This window comes from Catellatospora chokoriensis (genome assembly GCF_011297315.1).
Lineage (GTDB): Bacteria > Actinomycetota > Actinomycetes > Mycobacteriales > Micromonosporaceae > Catellatospora > Catellatospora citrea.
Genome location: NZ_JAAOTI010000044.1, coordinates 38,940 through 57,431 on the forward strand (window position 1 = coordinate 38,940; position 18,492 = coordinate 57,431).

12 protein-coding genes are annotated in these 18,492 nt (G+C 72.6%); 8 read left to right on the top strand and 4 right to left on the bottom strand.

Annotation, left to right across the window (positions count from 1 at the left end; all coding sequences use genetic code 11):
- Positions 1 to 113: 113 nt before the first annotated feature.
- Together ccrA and mce are read right to left on the bottom strand one after the other, a co-directional pair.
- The gene (gene ccrA / locus HAV39_RS39580) at positions 114 to 1,469 is read right to left on the bottom strand and encodes a crotonyl-CoA carboxylase/reductase (protein ID WP_191844224.1); all 1,356 of its coding nucleotides are present in this window, start codon (positions 1,467 to 1,469) and stop codon (positions 114 to 116) included.
- A gap of 236 nt (positions 1,470 to 1,705) precedes the next feature.
- Positions 1,706 to 2,185, bottom strand: coding sequence for a methylmalonyl-CoA epimerase (gene mce, locus HAV39_RS39585; protein ID WP_191844225.1), 480 nt, complete (start codon positions 2,183 to 2,185; stop codon positions 1,706 to 1,708).
- Positions 2,186 to 2,250: 65 nt separating this feature from the next.
- Here mce and HAV39_RS39590 point away from each other — a divergent pair, with 65 nt between their 5' ends.
- From HAV39_RS39590 to HAV39_RS39610, 5 genes are all read left to right on the top strand, one after another.
- Positions 2,251 to 3,432 carry an acetyl-CoA C-acetyltransferase gene (locus tag HAV39_RS39590; RefSeq protein WP_191844226.1) on the top strand — a complete coding sequence of 394 codons (1,182 nt, stop codon included), beginning with the start codon at positions 2,251 to 2,253 and terminating at the stop codon, positions 3,430 to 3,432.
- A 152-nt stretch (positions 3,433 to 3,584) separates the two neighbouring features.
- Complete coding sequence (gene meaB / locus HAV39_RS39595) at positions 3,585 to 4,574, top strand: methylmalonyl Co-A mutase-associated GTPase MeaB (protein ID WP_191844227.1); 990 nt, start codon at positions 3,585 to 3,587, stop codon at positions 4,572 to 4,574.
- A gap of 354 nt (positions 4,575 to 4,928) precedes the next feature.
- Positions 4,929 to 8,021: an FtsX-like permease family protein gene (locus tag HAV39_RS39600; RefSeq protein WP_191844228.1), complete on the top strand. Its 3,093-nt coding sequence runs from the start codon at positions 4,929 to 4,931 to the stop codon at positions 8,019 to 8,021.
- Entirely contained in the window at positions 8,018 to 8,968 is a 951-nt protein-coding gene (locus HAV39_RS39605; protein WP_191844229.1) for an ABC transporter ATP-binding protein, read from the top strand. Before HAV39_RS39600 ends, HAV39_RS39605 begins: the two co-directional genes overlap by 4 nt.
- A complete protein-coding gene (locus HAV39_RS39610) occupies positions 8,968 to 9,624 on the top strand; it encodes an ABC transporter ATP-binding protein (RefSeq protein WP_191844230.1) in 657 nt (218 codons plus the stop codon). The genes HAV39_RS39605 and HAV39_RS39610 overlap by 1 nt, the downstream gene beginning before the upstream one ends.
- A 100-nt stretch (positions 9,625 to 9,724) precedes the next feature.
- On the opposite strand, the gene HAV39_RS39615 is transcribed toward HAV39_RS39610, so the two are convergent.
- Both HAV39_RS39615 and HAV39_RS39620 read right to left on the bottom strand, forming a co-directional pair.
- Positions 9,725 to 12,946 carry a penicillin acylase family protein gene (locus tag HAV39_RS39615; protein WP_191844231.1) on the bottom strand — a complete coding sequence of 1,074 codons (3,222 nt, stop codon included), beginning with the start codon at positions 12,944 to 12,946 and terminating at the stop codon, positions 9,725 to 9,727.
- 212 nt (positions 12,947 to 13,158) lie between these two features.
- Entirely contained in the window at positions 13,159 to 14,403 is a 1,245-nt protein-coding gene (locus tag HAV39_RS39620; RefSeq protein ID WP_191844232.1) for a CDP-glycerol glycerophosphotransferase family protein, read from the bottom strand.
- A gap of 288 nt (positions 14,404 to 14,691) precedes the next feature.
- On the opposite strand from HAV39_RS39620, the gene icmA reads away from it, so the two are divergent.
- The 3 genes from icmA to HAV39_RS39635 all read left to right on the top strand — a co-directional run.
- Positions 14,692 to 16,365 (top strand): coenzyme B12-dependent isobutyryl-CoA mutase large subunit, encoded by a 1,674-nt coding sequence (icmA, locus tag HAV39_RS39625; RefSeq protein WP_191844233.1) that lies wholly within the window; start codon positions 14,692 to 14,694, stop codon positions 16,363 to 16,365.
- 150 nt (positions 16,366 to 16,515) lie between these two features.
- On the top strand, positions 16,516 to 17,457 hold the full coding sequence (locus HAV39_RS39630; protein ID WP_191844234.1) for a tetratricopeptide repeat protein: 942 nt from the start codon (positions 16,516 to 16,518) through the stop codon (positions 17,455 to 17,457).
- A gap of 90 nt (positions 17,458 to 17,547) precedes the next feature.
- Positions 17,548 to 18,492: arginase family protein (locus HAV39_RS39635; RefSeq protein ID WP_191844235.1), on the top strand; the 945-nt coding region annotated here is incomplete at its 3' end.

The following is an 18,492-nucleotide window of genomic DNA, read 5'->3' on the forward strand; positions in this document are numbered from 1 at the left end:
TACCGGAAGCTAATTGTCAGTATTGCCCGAAATGACAGACGGCGGAAGCGCTCCGTTGCGCTTCCGCCGTCCGGGTCCTTCGGCAGCCAGCCTCACCTGTGGTGAGCCAGGGATCACACGCCGCGGAAGCGGTTGATCGCGGGCAGGTGGCGGGCCCGCTTGGCCTGATCGCGTACGCCCAGACCCTCCGCGGGAGCCAGGCACAGCACGCCGACCTTGCCCTGGTGCGCGTTGCGGTGCACCTCGTAGGCGGCCTGGCCGGTCTGCTCCAGAGGGAACACCTTGGACAGCGTCGGGTGCACGCGGCCCAGGTCGACCAGGCGGTTGGCTTCCCACGCCTCGCGGTAGTTGGCGAAGTGGCTGCCCACGATCCGCTTGAGCGACATCCACAGGTAGCGGTTGTCGTACTGGTGCTCGTAGCCGCTGGTCGAGGCGCAGGTGACGATGGTGCCGCCCTTCTTGGCGACATACACGCTGGCGCCGAAGGTCTCCCGGCCCGGGTGCTCGAACACGATGTCGGGGTCCTCGCCGCCGGTCAGCTCCCGGATGCGCGCGCCGAAGCGCTTCCACTCGGCCGGATCCTGGGTGTGCTCATCGGACCAGAACCGGTAGCCCTCGGCGGCGCGGTCGATGACCAGGTCGGCGCCCATGCGGCGGCAGATCTCGGCCTTCTCCGGAGAGGACACCACGCACACCGGGATCGCGCCGCCGTTGAGCGCCATCTGCGTGGCGTACGAGCCGAGGCCGCCGCTGGCGCCCCAGATCAACACGACGTCGCCCTGCTTCATGTTCGCGCCGTGGTGCGACACGAGCTGCCGGTACGCGGTGGAGTTGACCAGCCCCGGGCTGGCCGCCTCCTCCCAGGTCAGGTGGGCGGGCTTGGGCATGAGCTGGTTGGACTTGACGATCGCCAGCTGCGCCAGCCCGCCGAAGTTGGTCTCGAAGCCCCAGATGCGCTGCTGCGGGTCGAGCATGGTGTCGTCGTGGCCGGCCGCGTCCTCCAGCTCGACGTTGAGGCAGTGCGCCACGACCTGGTCGCCGGCCTGCCACTTCGTCACCCCCGGGCCGGTGCGCAGCACCACGCCCGCCGCATCCGAACCCACCACGTGGTACGGCAGGTCGTGGCGCTTGGTCAACGCCGACAACCGTCCGTACCGCTTCAGGAAGCCGAACGTCGACAGCGGCTCGAAAATGGACGTCCACACGGTGTTGTAGTTGACCGCGCTGGCCATTACCGCGATCAGCGCCTCACCCGGCCCCAGCTCCGGAGTCGGCACTTCCTGCAGGTGGAGTGCCTTGCGCGGGTCCTTGTCGCGAGTGGCCAGTCCGTCGAACATGGCGGTCTCGTCCTCGCGTACAACCATCCCCTGGTAGGAGGCGGGCACCGGCACGTCGGCCAGGCTGCGCAGCCGCGCGGCGGGGTCGGCCGCGTTCTCGGCTTCCATGATCACGTCGAGGATGTCTTGCACGGCGCCACCTCCGTGGTGAGGGAACTGCGGCGTCCCGCGCTCGCGCTGCGGGCGGAGTTCCGGGTCTGCGGGCCATCCTTGGCGGGCCCTCCTGCGGGTCGCCATGTGGTCGGGCACACATGTGCGGTTCAGGTGAGCCGGACGTTACTGGTCGGTAGCTTTCGCGGGAACGGGTGTGTGAAAAAGTCCACGCTTTACTTAACGATCATTCAGTCGAGGTGGCCCGCAGGCGCCGTTCAGTGGCCGTGGCCGGGCTCCACCAGCTCGACGAGCACGCCGCCGGCGTCCTTCGGGTGCACGAAGTTGATCCGCGAGCCCGCGGTGCCGCGCTTGGGGGCCTCGTAGAGCAGCCGTACGCCGCGCTCACGCAGCGCTGCGCAGGTCGCGTCGATGTCGGCGACCGTGTACGCCATCTGCTGGATGCCAGGGCCGCTGCGGTCCAGGAACTTGCCGATCGGCGAGTCCGGGCGCAGGGGGGCGAGCAACTGCACGGCGCCGCCGTCGGGGTTCGGCCCGACCTGGAGCATCGCCTCGCGTACGCCCTGCTCCTCGTTGGTCTCCGTGTGCACGCAGGTCATCCCGAACGTACCTTCGTAGAAGGCGATGGCGGCGTCGAGATCCGGCACCGCGATGCCCACGTGATCGATGCGCAGCAGACCCACGAGCTGTGACGGAGTGCTCTGTGATGAGGTCGACAGGGATCCGGGTTCGGTCATGCGGTTAGTCTGACCGAACCATCGTTAAGGCGATACGTGAACCAGGCCACTCGGAGGGGTACACCATGACTTCTGTGATCGTGAGCGGAGCGCGCACCCCGATGGGCCGCCTGCTCGGCAACCTGAAGGACCTGTCGGCCACGCAGCTCGGCTCGGTTGCCATCAAGGCCGCCCTGGAGCGCGCCGGGGTCTCCCCCGACCAGGTGCAGTACGTGATCATGGGGCAGGTGCTGCAGGCCGGCGGCGGCCAGATCACCGCCCGCCAGGCCGCGGTCGGCGCCGGCGTGCCCATGAGCGTGCCCGCGCTCACCGTGAACAAGGTCTGCCTGTCCGGCCTCGACGCGATCGCGCTGGCCGACCAGCTGATCCGGGCCGGCGAGTTCGACATCGTGGTGGCCGGCGGCATGGAGTCCATGACCAACGCCCCGCACCTGCTCATCGGGCAGCGCACCGGCTACAAGTACGGCGACGTCGTGGTCAAGGACCACATGGCCCACGACGGCCTGTCCGACGCGTGGGACAACTGCTCCATGGGCGAGTCGACCGAGCGCCACAACGGCCGCTACGAGATCAGCCGCGCCGAGCAGGACGCCTTCGCCGCCGCGTCGCACCAGCGCGCCGCCGCCGCGATCAAGGACGGCCGCTTCGCCGAGGAGATCGCCCCGGTCACCATCCCGGCCCGCAAGGGCGACCCGATCGTGGTCAGCGAGGACGAGGGCGTACGCCCTGACACCACCGCCGACACCCTGGGCAAGCTGCGCCCGGCGTTCGCCAAGGACGGCACCATCACCGCCGGCTCCTCCTCGCCGATCTCCGACGGCGCGGCCGCGGTCGTGGTCATGCGCAAGGAGAAGGCGCAGGAGCTGGGCCTGACCTGGCTCGCCGAGATCGGCGCGCACGGCAACGTGGCGGGCCCCGACAACTCGCTGCACGCCCAGCCCGCCAACGCGATCAAGCAGGCGCTGGCCAAGGAGGGCCTGACCACGGCCGACCTCGACCTGGTCGAGATCAACGAGGCGTTCGCCGCGGTCGGCATCCAGTCCACCCGCGAGCTGGGCATCGACCCCGAGATCGTGAACGTCAACGGCGGCGCGATCGCCCTGGGCCACCCCATCGGCATGTCCGGCGCGCGCCTGGCCCTGACGCTGGCCCTGGAGCTGAAGCGCCGCGGCGGCGGCGTCGGCGCGGCCGCCCTCTGCGGCGGCGGCGGCCAGGGCGACGCCCTGATCCTCAAGGTCGCCCCCTGACCCACCACCGCCCGGGGGCGCCGCCTCGCGGCGCCTCCACCCGTGGCGCAACTCTTGAAGAGTCGCGGCATTCCGGGCAACCGGAAGCCGCGACTCTTCAAGAGTTGATGCGCATTGCTGACCTGTCCCGCCGTCTGTGAATGGTTGACCTGATGACCGAGTCGAGCACGCCGTCCCCGTCGCCCTCGCCGCAGCGGTCGGTGGCCGAACTCGTGGCACGGGCGAGGGAGGGCGAGGCCAGGGCGGTCGCTCGGCTGATCACGCTGGTGGAGTCGGGGGCGGCGGCACTGGCGGAGATCGCGGCGATGCTGGCGCCGACCGCGGGCGACGCGATCGTCGTCGGGCTGACCGGCTCGCCGGGCGTGGGCAAGTCGACCACCACCAACGAACTCGTGCGCGCGTACCGGGCCGCCGGCAAGCGCGTCGCGGTGCTGGCGATCGACCCGTCCAGCCCGTACACCGGCGGCGCGATCCTCGGCGACCGGATCCGCATGCAGGACCACGCCACCGACCCCGGCGTCTACATCCGGTCCATGTCCAGCCGTGGCCACCTCGGCGGGCTGTCCGCGGCGACCCCGGCGGCGGTGCGCGTGCTGGCCGGCGTCGGCTTCGACGTGGTGCTGGTGGAGACCGTCGGGGTGGGCCAGGCCGAGGTCGAGATCGCCTCGCTGGCCGACACCACGCTGGTGCTGCTCGCGCCCGGCATGGGCGACGCGATCCAGGCGGTCAAGGCGGGCATCCTCGAGATCGCCGACATCTTCGTCATCAACAAGGCCGACCGCGACGGCGTCGAGGCCACCCACCGCGACATCCAGGGCATGATCGCCCTCGGCGGCTCGGACCGCGGCCCGGGCGACTGGCGGCCGCGCGTGGTCAGGGCCGTCGCGGCCCGGGCCGAGGGCATCGACGGCATCATCGCCGCGATCGAGGAGCACCGCACCTGGCTGGTCGACACCGATCAGCTGACGGTCCGCCGCCGCCGCCGTGCCGCCGCCGAGATCGAGGCACTGGCCCTGGGCCAGCTGCGCGCCCGCTTCGCCGAACTGCCCGGCGAGGGCCTGTCCGCCCTCGCCGACAAGGTCGTCACCGGTTCCCTCGATCCGTACGCGGCGGCCACCCAGCTCCTGGACGAACTGGTCTGACCGCTTCCGGCCGCGCCCGGACAGATAGGCCCCACCGTATTTGCTCTGCACCCATTCCCTTGCTCTGCACCCGCGGACGCAACAGCCGGTCGGTGGTCGCGGCCGTTGCGTAGGTGGGTGCAGAGCAAGGAATTGGGTGCAGAGCAAATGCGCCGGCGGCCAATACCCGGCCGCATACGTCCGGTCGTCTGGTGCGCGACGAGGGGGAGCGAGCTAACGCTCCGTGAGCAGGTGATTTCGCCTGGAGAGCCGCTCGGACGCGGGTTGGCAACGATAGGCGAAGCGGCTTCACGGGCGGACTGACCAATCGCTAAGGTGTCGGGGCACATAGGGCTCTTACGCGTGGAGGCGATGGTGACCGGTTGGTCCGTCATGATGCGGGGCATCCGGCACCGCTCCGGCCGATCGCTGGTGGTGTTGTCGCTCGCGGCCTTCGCCACCGCCGCGGCGGTGCTCGCCCCGGCATACGGCCGGGCCGCGCAGCAGTCGGTGCTGACCGACGCGCTGAGCGCGGCCCCGGCCAGCGCCGCCGCGGTCACGGTGACCGCCGAGGGCAGCGCGAGCTCGGCCGAGGCGGCACACCAGCCGGTCGGTGACACCCAGTCGACCGTGAACGGTGCGCTGGTCAGGGCCCCGCACCTGGCCGCGGTGCTGGACCGGCCGGTCGGCTCCGTCAGCACGGACACGTCGCTGACCGCCGGCGGCTCGCGGTTCGCCGCCCGGCTGGCCTGGCACCAGGGCGCCTGCGCGCACCTGCGGATCACCGGCGACTGCGCCATCGACGCCGAGCAGGTGCTGCTCAGCGAGCGTGCCGCGGTCGAGGCCGGGGTCGAGGTCGGCGACAAGGTGTCGGTGCGTCCGGCCCAGGGCGAGGCATCGCCCCGGTCGTACGAGGTCGTCGGGCTCTACACCCCGCTCGCCCCCGACGAGGCCTACTGGGGCAACAACGGCTACTTCGCGCAGGCCCAGTCCGGCGGGGAGGGCGCGGCCCGGCTGGACGCCGTGTTCGCCGGCGCCGAGGACGACGTGCGGCTCGGCGACGCGGTGCCGGTGGCCCTGTCGGTGGCATACCCGCTGCGGCCCGAACTGGTGCGGCTGGACGACGTCACCGCGCTGCGCGGTGAGCTGGGCACGCTCGGCCTGGCGCTGAACGGGTTCGAGCTGCAGGTCGAGACGGCGCTGCCGGCGATCGTCGAGGACGCGGCCAAGGACCAGGACGCGCTCGCCCGGACCGTGCCCATCATCGCCGTGCCGCTGGTGCTGCTGGCCTTCGTGGTGCTGCTGCTGCTGGTCGCGGCGCTGACCGAGGAGCGCGGCCCGGAGCTGGCGCTGGCCCGGCTGCGCGGCTACGGCAGCGGCGGCACGATCCGCTTCGGACTGGGCGAGACCCTGCTCCTGATCGTCCTCGGCGCTCCGCTGGGCCTGGCGGTCGGCATGGGCGCGGTCGAGCTGGCCGCCCGCTCGGTGCTCGCCGAGGGCGTACACGCCGAGATCCGGTGGCCGGTCTTCGCCGCCGCCGCGGGCGGGCTGCTGCTCGCCTGCGTCGCGGCCTGGCTGGCCGCCCGCGCCACGCTCGGCCGCAGCGTGCTGGGCCTGCTGCGGCGGGTGCCGCAGCGCGGCACCTGGCGGGCGGGCGTGCTGGAGGGCGTGGCCGCGGCACTGGCGGTCGCCTCGCTGGCCGCGGCGCTGCGGGACCGGTCGGCTCCGCTGGCGCTGCTGGCCCCCGCCGCGCTCGCCATCGTCGCGGGCGTGCTCGCCGGCCGGGTGCTGAGCCTCTGGTCGCGGGTGCGGCTGGGCCTGGCCCGCCGTCGCGGCCGGCTGCCCGCCATGCTGTCGGCGGCGCAGCTGTCGCGCCGGCCCGGCGCGGCCCGCACCGTCGCGGTGCTCACCGCCGCCGTCGCGCTGCTGACCTTCTCCGCCACCGCATGGGACGTCGCGTCGGACGCCCGCGCCCAGCGGGCCGACGACGCGCTCGGCGCGCCGACCGTCTACGCCGTCTCCGCGGCGCACCCGCAGGCGCTGGTCAAGGCGCTGGCCGCGGCCGACCCGACGAACCGCTCGATGGCCGTGGTGCGGGTCGACGAGCTCTACAACAACCAGCGGGTGGAGCTGATCGGAGTGCAGTCCGAGCGGCTGCCCGCCGTCGCCATCTGGCGCGACCACGACGCCGCCGCACTGTCCGCCCTGGCCGGCCGCCTGCGCGCGGACGTGCCGCAGGTCGCCGAGGTCGGCGGCCAGCTGAGCGCGCGGGTCTCGGTGAGCACGCTCGGCGAGACGCCGGCGATCCTGGGTGCGGTGGTGTCCGCGCCCGGTGAGCCGCCGAACATCGTCTGGCTGGGCCGGTTGAAGCAGGGCGTGCGCGCCTACACCGCCGCCGCGCCGGCCTGCGCGAACACGCCGTGTCGCCTGGTGGGCCTGGCCGTCTCCCGGCAGACCGGGGAGGCCGGCCCGGTGCAGGTCCAGCTGTCCGTCGAGGAGCTGCGCTCCGGCGGGCAGGTGCTGCCGGTGCGCTTCGCCGAGTCGGCGGCCTGGCGGTTCGTGGTGGACCGCACGCCCAACGCGACCGTGCGGGTCACCCCCGGCCCGCAGCTCGGCCTCAGCGTGAACTCGGCCGACAAGGGTGACGTGCTCGTCTCGTACCTGGACACGCCCGCGGAACTGCCCGCGGTGCTGGCCGGCCCGGCGCCGAGCAGCGACGACCCGGACCACTTCGACCTGCCCGCGTTCGGCGAGGCGCCGCAGTCGTTCGGCGTGCTGGAGAAGGCGGCGATGCTGCCCCGCGCGGGCGAGCGCGGCCTGCTGTTCGACCTGGACCTGGCGACCCGGGCGGCCGCGGTGACGCAGGGCCTGTCCGACGCGAGCGACCTGCGTTACGAGGTGTGGGCCGGGCCGGACGCCCCGTCCGACCTCGCCGCCAAGCTCGCCGGTCAGGGCGTGCGGGTGCTGCGCACGGAGACCGTGCCCGACGAGCTGGCCCGGCTGGGCCGCCGCGCCCCCGCGCTCGGGCTGCGGCTCTACCTGCTGGCGGGCATCGCGGCCGCGCTGCTCGCGCTGGGCGTGCTCATGCTCAGCACCCGGCTGGGCGCCGGTGACCGCCGCACCGAGCTGGCCGCGCTGCGCGTCACCGGCGTACGCCAGCAGGTGCTGCGCCGCAGCCTGCGGCGGGAACGGTTCGCGCTGATCGGCCTGCCGATGATCGTCGGATTGCTGGTCGGGGTCGGGGCCGCGGCCCTGATGCTGCCCGGCATCCCGCTGGTCACCGTCGGCACGCCCGGGGCGCCGAACCTGACCGGAGACGTGCTCGGCACGCTGGTGCCCGGGCTGACCCTGGACGCGTTGCCGCTGGCGATCGCCGGCGCGGTGCTGGTGCTCGTGGTGGCGGTGTTGCGCGGCGGCCGGCTGGTCAAGCGGGCCACCCCCGAACTGATCCGAGGAGGCGGCCGGTGAACGGCACCGTTACCTGTCGCGGCCTGGTCTACATCTACCGGCTGGAGGGTTACGACGTCGTCGCCCTCGGCGGGGTGGACCTGGACATCGCGCCCGGCGAGTCGGTGGCCCTGCTGGGCCCGTCCGGCTCCGGCAAGTCCACGCTGCTGTCGCTGCTGGCCGGGCTGATCCGGCCGGCCGCCGGGCGGGCCACGGTCGGCGAGACCGACCTGGCCAAGGCGTCCGAGTCCGACCTGGCCCGGATGCGGGCCACCGAGGTCGGCGTCGTGCTGCAGGGCGCCGAGCGCAACCTGCTGCCGTACCTCACCGCCGAGCAGAACGTGCGCTTCGCCCAGCGGGCCGCGCGTGCCCACGGCGTCAGTGCCGCCGAGCTGCCCGCCCCGCGGGACGTGCTGGCACTGGTCGGCCTGCTCGGCGTACGCGGGCGGCTGCGCCAGCGCCCGCACGAGCTGACCCCCGGCGAGCGGCAGCGGCTGGCCCTGGCCGTGGCGCTGGCGCACAAGCCGGGGCTGCTGCTGGCCGACGAGCCGACCAGCCAGCTCGACTCGGTCGCCCGCGACGAGGTCATCGCCGCGCTGGAGTCGGTGCGCCGGGCCGGCACGACGGTCGTCGTGGTCACCCACGACCCCGAGGTCGGCGCGGGCATGGGCCGCCAGGTCACCATCCGCGACGGGCGGGTCGGCGGCGAGGGCCGGCTCGGCGAGGAGTTCGCCGTGGTCGGCCGGGACGGCTCGGTCCACCTGCCGCCCGACGTGCTGGCGATGCTGCCGCCCGGCACCCGGCTGCGGGTCCACCCGCGCCCCGACGGCACGGTGCTGCTGGCCCCGGCCCACGCCGCCCAGCCGGGCAGCGAGGTCGTGCCGGCCGACGAGTACGAGCCCGAGGACGACGGGACCGCGTACCGGCGCGGGCAGATCGTTCCCGACTACAGCCGTGAGGTGGCCTGATGACCCGCAAGCTGCTGGCCGACCGGATCACCATGGCGTACGGCAAGGACCGGGCGGTGCTCCGCGAGATCACCGCGGCCGCCCAGCCGGGCCGCATCCTGGCCGTCACCGGCGCGTCCGGCGCGGGCAAGACCACGCTGCTCTGGGCGCTTGCCGGGCTGCTGCGCCCGGTCGAGGGCCAGGTCACCCTCGACGGGACCCCGCTGCGGGACCGCGACCAGGCCGTCACCCACGGCATCATCCTGATCCCGCAGCACAACGGCCTCGCCCCGACCCTGACCGCGGCCGAGAACGTCCTGGTCGCGCTGGTGTCGGCGGGCGTGCGGGCCGCTGACGCGCGCCGGCTCACGGCTGAGGCGCTGGAGCGGGTCGGCCTGGCCAACCAGGCCGAGCAGCTGGTCGAGGAGCTGTCCGGTGGACAGCAGCAGCGTACGGCGATCGCCCGCGGCCTGGCCCTGCGCGGCCCGGTGCTGCTGGCCGACGAGGTCACCAGCGAACTCGACGCCGCCAACCGCCAGACGGTGCTGACCCTGCTGCGCGCCGAGGCCGAGCGCGGCGCGGCCGTCGTCTTCGCCACCCACGACCCGCAAGCGGCGGCCGCCTGCGACGACGAACTCCACCTCGTCGACGGCTACGCCGCCGCCCCCATCCACTGACCGACCGTCCCCTTTTCCCAACTCTTGAAGACTTGCGGCCTCCGAATAGCTCGGAGGCCGCAAGTCTTCAAGAGTTGCCCCAGGGGGATGGGCGGGCGGGTCAGCGGGGGTAGATCTCGAACTCCCAGAGGGAGTAGCCGTAGGTGGTGGCTCGTTGGACGCCCTGCATGCGGACGTAGCGGGCGTTGACGGGGGTGAAGGCGTTGTTGTCGACGGCGCCGTTGCCGGTCGTGGTGGACCAGGCGGTGGTCCAGGTGCTGCCGTCGGTGGAGACGTCGATGCGGTACGAGCGCCCGTACGCCGCCTCCCAGCGCAGGATGGTCCGGCCCACGCTGCGTACGCTGCCCAGGTCGACCGTGATCTGCCTACTGTCGGCGTAACTGCTGCTCCAGCGGGTGGTCGGGTCGCCGTCGACGGCGTTGCCGACCGGGTAGAACAGCTGGCTGCCGTTGGCCGAGACCGGGCGGCCCTGGGCCAGGTTGGCGATGTCCTGGCCGCGCCGGGCCGGGAACGACACCACCTGCTGGTAGGTCGGCCGGTTCTGCCACGCGGTCAGCGGCGCGGTGATGCCGCCCAGCGCCGACTGCAGGATAGCGTCGGCGCACCACTGGTCTCCGGCGGCGCAGTGCTCGTCGCCGGGGTACACCGCGCTCGCCGCCTGCCCGTTGGCACTGCCCAGGGTGGACAGCAGCACCGAGCGGCAGGCGCTGAGCACGCCGTTGCCGCAGTACGAGCGTCCGAGCCCGCCCGCGACCGGGTCGCCGAGCACGGTGCGGACGTCCTTCTCCACGTATCCCCACCAGCCGTGCTGGAACGACGAGCCCTTGTGCGCCTGCGCCGAGTTGAGCGAGCCGGGCAGGCTGGAGCCGGGGCCGTTCTGGCCGCCGGACGGGGACTCGTTGATCGACATGGCGTCGACCAGTGACCGGTAGAGGTCGTTGCCGAGCGCGCCCTGGAACTGGCCGCTCACCAGCAGCGGCCACCAGGCGTCGAAGATCCGGATCGCGTCGGCGTGGGCGTACACCTTCGAGCCGGGGGTGGTCTCCACACGCCGGGCACCGGCCTGCTGCCAGGCCTTGAGCTTGCTGACGGCACTCGCCAGCGCGGGGTCGGTGACGGCCTGGCTCTCGATCACGCGGAGCAGGTCGTCGAGCACCTTCCAGCCGCGCAGGTCGGTGACCCCGGCGTTCTCGACCAGGGCGGCCAGCGAGGACCGGGTGAACTTGTGCCCGCCGGCGAGCGCCGCCTTGACGGGGGCGTCGAGCAGGTCGGCGCGATGCACCGAGCCGAAGCTGAAGTCGCCGTCGGCCGCGCCGAAGTCCTTGGCCTGCCGGTTGTTCCAGCTGACGTAGTAGTCCTGGTTCACCGACTGCGGGTGGGTGGCGTTGGCCGCCCAGGTCGCGTTGTTGGTGTCAGGCTGGTAACCCAGCCACTCGTAGGCGGCGTCGCCGCGTACCGGCAGGTTGGGGTTGTGTCCTGCGGCGCGCTGCGGGTTGCTGCCGGACATGAAGTAGGCGGTGTCGGTGGAGTTCACGTAGAACCAGTTGAACGAGTAGCCGACGTTGCCCGCGGCGGCCTTGAAGTCGGCGGGGGTGCCCATCGCGGCCGGGTCGTTGAACATCTGGAAGCCGATGGCCGAGTCGGCCTCGTGGCGGTAGGTCGAGCGCAGGCGGGTGAAGGCGTGCGGCGCGCCGCCGACGGTGCCGCGCCAGGCCACCAGGCCGAGCTTGGTGCGATACGTGACCAGCTTGTACGACCCCGCGGCGGTGCCGTCGGCGGTCGTCGGCGTCCACGCGTTGGTGTGCGACAGCTCCTCCATCGCGGTGCACACGCCGCGGTAAAGGTACTTGTTGCTGTTCAGCGTGGGGGCGCTGCCGTCGGTGGTGCACAGCGGCAGGGAGTACGCGTCGGTGATGTCGTGCGCCGCCGAGGTGGCGCTCCACGCGTAGTCCTGGCCGCGGCCGAGCAGCACGTACAGGTTGAGCCCGGCGAACGCCGCGCCACGGGCGCTGATGCCGGGGCCCTGCAGCTCCTGCACCATCAGCAGCTGCGGGGAGAAGTAGCCGGTCTGCGGTCCGAACACGGCGATCGGGTGGCCGGTCGCCGAGTGCGCGGCGGAGATCACCGCGGCGTTGGACATGCCCTTGCCCTGGTGGCCGATGGTCAGGCTGCCCAGGGCCGCGGCGATGTCGGACTGCGCGGTGACGGCGCTGTTGGCCGAGCCGGTGGGGTTGGCGACGACGGGTTCGGGCACCGTCGAGCCCGCGTCGGGCAGCACGACCCCGGCGGCGTTGTCGTCGGCCGCGCCGTACGGGAAGCTCGTGCCGTCGTGGATGGTCAGCACGGTCTCGGGGTCGTTGCGGCTGCGGAACGCGTTCCACACCGCGTCGCCCTCGACCGCACCGTAGCGCGCCCGCGCGGCCACGCGGACCAGCGCGGACTCCATCTCACCGCCGCCACCGCCGCCGAACAGCCCGCCGACCACGCCCGCGATGGCGATCAGGTCGGTCATGGTGAACGCCACCGGGCCGCCCGCGTTGGTGATCGCGTCGAGGTGGCCGGTGAGCACGTACTCGCCGGGGCAGTTGCGGTCGGCCATGCACCTGGCGATGTAGGCGTTGACGCCCGCGATGTAGTTCTGCACGTCGGTGTAGAGCTGCGCGCCCCGCGTGCCGAGGTTCTGCAGCGCGTTGACCTGTGCCTGGAGGTCGGCTTCGGTGTACGGGGCGTTGCGCCACACGCTCTGCTCCAGCGAGCGGTTGCCCGCCGCGCCGCCCGCGAACGGGGTGAGCGTGCCGCGCCCGACGTGGCGCAGCAGGTCCATGGTGAACAGGCGGTCCTCGGCGCCGGCGTAACCGGCCCCGAACATGGTCCCGGCCCGGGTGGTGCCGGTGACGTGCGGCGTTCCGGTGGCCTTGTCGCGCACCACGGTCACGTCGGAGCGGGGCGCGTAACTGCGTTCGACCTGGCCGGCGGGCACGCCGAACGAGGCGTCGTTGAAGTAAGCCGGGATCTGCTCGTCGGTGAGCCCGGCGTAGTTGTAGACCAGGTTGGCGTACCGGTCGAGCTGGTCGGCCGAGTGCGCGGGCCGGGTGCCGAACACCTGGTGGCCGAGGATGTCGACGAGGGTGGCGTTGCCGTTCTGCCCGGGCGGCAGGATGTCGGAACACTCGGCGAGGCAGTAGTCGTTCGGGGCGAGCACCGCCGCGGCGGCGGGCGCCGATGGCGCGACCACCGCGAACGCACCGGCGGTGAGCAGTGCGAACGCGGCGGCGAGGGGGCGCCTGGGGCGGAGACGGGGGCGGGTGGCGCGTCGGGACATGGGGTGGATCCCTTCGGCAGGACGGGACGGGGGCCGCTGATCCGCATCGGACAGCAGGCCCACGCGCAGCCTGACGCGACGTGACCGCCGCCGACGCACTTACGTGAAGCAATTTCGTGTACCGGATGGTAACGAAGTATTCATCGCGATGAAAGAGATGCGCACGATCGTGCCGCCTGCCCGGCGGGCGGGCGGCAAGGTGCGGGCGGAGGTCAGGACAGTGCGGGCAGGGCCGGCCGGCCGGCGCGACCAGCCTGGTCCGGGCCGTCGACCTGCTCGCCGAGCAGCACCCGGCGCACCACGCGCTCGCTGGCCCGGCCGTCCTCCAGGGCGCAGAAGCGGTCCCGGAACGCCGCCCGCCGCTGCTGTGCCCGCTCGTCGTCGACCGCGCCGGAGGCGAACAGGTCGATCAGCTCGTCCTGGGTGGCGGCCACGACCCCCGGGTGCGCGTCGAAGATGTCGAAGTAGACGCCGCGGGAGGCTCGGTACTCCGCCCAGTCCGACGCGAAGACCACGATCGGCCGGTCCAGCACCGCGTAGTCGAACATGGTCGAGGAGTAGTCCGTGATCAGCACGTCCGCGGCGAGGTAGAGGTCCTCCACCCGGGGGTGCCCGGTCACGTCGACGATCTGTGCTGAGCCGCCCGGCGCGGCCGGCCTGCCCTCGTAGAAGTAGTGCGCGCGCACCAGGATCACGGCGTCGGGCCCGAGCGAGTCGGCCAGCGCGGCGACGTCGAGGAGGCCGGTGAGGTCGGTGGCGTTGCGGCCGCGGTGCGTCGGCGTGTACAGCACGACCCGCTTGCCGGGCTCGATGCCGAGCTGGGCACGGACCTTCGCGCCCTGGTCGGGTGCGGCGTTGACCAGGATGTCGTTGCGCGGGTAGCCGTACTCCAGCGACTCGTAACGCCCGGGGTAGGCGGTGCTCCAGGACTGCGCGGACTGAGGGTTGGCCGCGATGCTGTAGTCCCAGCGCGCGACGAGCTTGCGCAGCTCCTCGGCGGCGTTGCCGCGGCGGCGGCTGCTGACGGCCGCGAGCCCGTCCATGCCCATCAGCTTCAGCGGGGTGCCGTGGTGGGTCTGCACCACGACCGAACCCGGGCGCTTGACCACGTAGTCGGGGAAGTTGGTGTTGCCGATGAAGTACTTGGCGCGGGCGATGGTCCAGAAGTAGGCCGGTGACTCCTCGACCACGTAGTCGACGCCCGCCGGGATGTTCTTCACCCGGTCGGCCTTGACGACCCAGACGCCGCGGATGTGCGGGGCCAGCTCGCGGGCCTTCTCGTAGATCGCGGCCGGGTTGCAGCTGTAGCCCGCGCTCCAGTAGGACGAGTAGACGGCGAGCTGCTCGTCGACGGGCAGGCGCAGCTGTGCGCGGTACATCGCGTACTTCAGCGCGCGGGTCGGCTGGCGGATCACGCGGCGGGCCTGGGTCTTGATCGACCGCATCTGGCGCAGCATCGGCGTGGCTCCCCTCGCGTGCGTTCCCCCGTGGCGACGGGCCTGCCCGGCCCGTTCACTCCGTCACCCGGGCCGCCGACGGCCTGCGAACAGAGTGGGCCAGAAGATAACAGGGCGTCCCGGGTCAAGTAAACAGCAGCAGAACCGGTCGTGACCCGCTCGCGGGGAGCCGGAGCTGCGGCGCGTGATGTGACCGGCGGGTAGCGACTGGCTGAGCGATCGTTCAGGCAATCGGGCTACGCTGTGCTCGAAATCCTGTGATCCAGGTATCAGACCCCGGGAGGAAACGTGGACGCGAACGAGATCGCCGCCGGTCGCGAGCGTTGGCAGCAGCGGTACGACAAGGCGCACAAGCGCCACGCGGACTTCACCACGCTCAGCGGGGTCGAGGTCGAGCCGCTCTACGGCCCGGCCGAGGGTGTCGCGTACCCGGGCTTCGAGCGCATCGGCTGGCCCGGTGAGTTCCCGTTCACCCGCGGCCTGTACCCGACCGGCTACCGGGGCCGCACCTGGACCATCCGCCAGTTCGCCGGCTTCGGCAACGCGGTGCAGACCAACGAGCGCTACAAGCTGATCCTCGGCGCGGGCGGCGGCGGCCTGTCGGTCGCCTTCGACATGCCCACGCTGATGGGCCGCGACTCCGACGACGGCCGCTCGCTGGGCGAGGTCGGCCACTGCGGCGTGGCCATCGATTCGGCCGCCGACATGGACGTGCTGTTCGGTGGCATCGACCTGCAGAAGGTCACCACCTCGATGACCATCTCCGGGCCCGCGGTGCCGGTGTTCTGCATGTACCTGGTCGCCGCCGAGCGCCAGGGCGCCGACCTGAGCAAACTCGACGGCACCCTGCAGACCGACATCTTCAAGGAGTACATCGCGCAGAAGGAGTGGCTGTTCGATCCCGAGCCGCACCTGCGCCTCATCGGCGACCTGATGGAGTACTGCGCGCACAACATCCCGAAGTACAAGCCGCTGTCGGTGTCGGGCTACCACATCCGCGAGGCGGGCGCGACGGCCGCGCAGGAGCTGGCGTACACGCTGGCCGACGGCTTCGGCTACGTCGAGCTGGGCCTGTCCCGCGGCCTGGACGTCAACGTCTTCGCCCCCGGCCTGAGCTTCTTCTTCGACGCGCACGTCGACTTCTTCGAGGAGATCGCGAAGTTCCGCGCCGCCCGGCGCATCTGGGCCCGCTGGATGCGCGACGTGTACGGCGCGACCAGCGAGAAGGCCCAGTGGCTGCGCTTCCACACGCAGACCGCCGGCGTCTCGCTGACCGCCCAGCAGCCGGTCAACAACGTGGTGCGCACCGCGGTCGAGGCGCTGTCGGCCATCCTCGGCGGCACCAACTCGCTGCACACCAACGCCCTGGACGAGACCCTCGCCCTGCCCACCGACGAGTCCGCCGAGATCGCCCTGCGCACCCAGCAGGTGCTGATGGAGGAGACCGGCGTGGTGAACGTCGCCGACCCGCTGGGCGGCTCCTGGTACGTCGAGGCGCTCACCGACAAGATCGAGGCCGAGGCCGAGGCGATCTTCCAGCGCATCAAGGAGCGCGGCACCGACGGCACCATCACCAGCGGCATCCTGCGCGGCATCGAGGACGGCTGGTTCACCTCCGAGATCGCCGACTCGGCCTACATCTACCAGCGCGCCCTGGAGGACGGCCACAAGCGCATCGTCGGCGTCAACTGCCACACCGGCACCATCGCCAAGGATCTGGAGATCATGCGCGTCTCCCACGAGGTCGAGCGCGAGCAGGTCAAGCTCCTCCAGGCCCGCCGCACCGACCGCGACCAGGCCGCCGTCGACGCCGCCCTCAAGAAGATGGTCGACGTCTCCCGCACCGACGCCAACATGGTCCCCGCCATGCTCGACGCCTGCCGCGCCGAAGCCACCCTCGGCGAGATCTGCGACGCCCTGCGCGCCGAATGGGGCGTCTACCGCGAGCCCGCGCGCTTCTGACCGCACCAAGGCGACGATCTTGCGGGAACTGTGGGTACGACACGCGCGTATCCGGCAAAAAGGCAACAGTTCCCGCAAGATCGTCGCGATCTATGGGCGGGTGGGGACCTTTGCGGGGGGATTGTTACGGGCGTGGGAGACTGGGTAACCATGAGCGATCTCCGACCCGGACAGTCGATCTTCACGCGTGGCGCGGTGGATCTCGGCGCGCTGGCCGCGCGCAGTCAGCAGGCGCCCGCCGCGACCCCGGCCACGCCCGCGGCGACCCCGGCGGGTCCCGGTAACGGCGGAAACGGCGGCTTCCCCGGTGCGCCGGCGGGAGGCGGTCACGTGGTGGACGTGACCGAGGCCAACGTGCAGGACGAGGTCCTGCAGAAGTCGATGACCACGCCCGTCGTGGTGGCGTTCCTGGCCCCCGGCTACCCCGAGGTCGACCAGCTGGCCGACGCGCTGGCGCAGTTCAACGCCGCCGACGGCGGCAGCTGGGTGCTCGCCAGGGTGAACGCGCAGGCCGATCCGCGGCTGGCCGCCATGTTCCGGGTGCAGAGCGTGCCCACCGTGTACGCCGTGGTCGGCGGGCAGCCGATCGACGCGTTCGCCGGGCCCGTGCCGCCCGCGCAGCTGCGCCAGTGGCTGGACGCCGTGCTGCGGGCCGGTGGGGTCGAGGTGGCCGTGCCCGAGGACCCGCGCCTGGAAGAGGCCGACGAGGCCCTGATCATGGGCAACCTCGACGAGGCCGAGAAGGCATACCGCAAGATCCTGTCGGATTCGCCGAAGGACGCCGCGGCCGAGGCGGGCCTGGCCCAGGTGGTGCTGGCCAAGCGGGTGGCGGGCGTGGACCCGCAGGCCGCGGTGGCCGCCGCCGACGCCGCACCCGACGACCTGGCCGCGCAGCTGAAAGCGGCCGACGTCGAGGTGCTGGCCGGTCAGGCAGAGCAGGCGTATCAGCGGCTGGTCAATCTGGTGCGCCGCGTCTACGGTGACGATCGGGAGACGGTGCGCCAGCACCTCGTGTCGCTGTTCGCCGTCGCCGGCCCGGACGACCCCGCGGTGGCGGCCGCGCGGCGTGCCCTGGCCAGCGCTTTGTTCTAGAACCGCTAGTGGCCCGTCCCGGACGGCCCGCCTGGTCGGCGGGTCGCCGGGAACTCCCCACCAGCGTGCATGAGGCCAGGGGGGAGAGGTATGCGCCGCATCGCGGTTCTCGACGCGCCGTCGAACCTGGGCCTGCGCCCGCCGACCGAGACCTCCGTGCCCGGCTGCGCCAAGGCGCCGGGCGCGCTGCGTGACAAGAAGCTGCTGACCCGGCTCGACGCGCGCGACGCCGGCTGCCTCACCCCGCCCCGCTACGACCCCGGTGACTGGCGTCCCGGCGACGGGGTGGCGCACGCGCTGCAGATCCACTCGTACAGCGTGCGGCTGGCGGAGCGGATCGGCGCGATCGTGGACGGCGGGGAGTTCCCGCTGGTGCTGGGCGGTGACTGCTCGATCCTGCTGGGCTCGGCGCTGGCCATGCGGCGGCTCGGCGAGGAGGTCGGCGGCCGCATCGGGCTGGTCTTCGTGGACGGGCACTCCGACTTCCGGCATCCCGGCAACGCACCGTACGTCGGCGCGGCCGCGGGCGAGGACCTCGCGCTGGTCACCGGCCGGGGCCAGACCGAGCTGGCCGGGATCGAGGGCCGCCGCCCCTACTTCCGCGACAGCGACGTGGTCGTGCTCGGCATCCGCGAGCACGACGAGTACCGCCTGGACCTGCAGGCGGCCGGTTTCGCCACCCGCCCGGCGACCGCGGTGCGCGCCGAGGGCGCCCGCCGCACCGCCCAATGGGCCCGCGAGCGCCTGGCCGACTGCGCGGGCTACTGGGTGCACATCGACGTCGACGTGCTCGACCCCGCCGTGATGCCCGCCGTCGACGCCCCCGAACCGGGCGGCATCGCCCTCACCGAACTCGAACTCCTGCTCACCGGCCTGGTCAACACCCCCGACTGCCTCGGCATGGAGCTGACCGTCTTCGACCCGGACCACGACCCCGACGGCCGCCACGCCGCCGAACTCGTCTCCACCCTGGTCACCGGCCTGGCCCCCCTGCTGCCCCCCAAGCGCCCCACCCGCGCCCCCCGCGTCCCCACC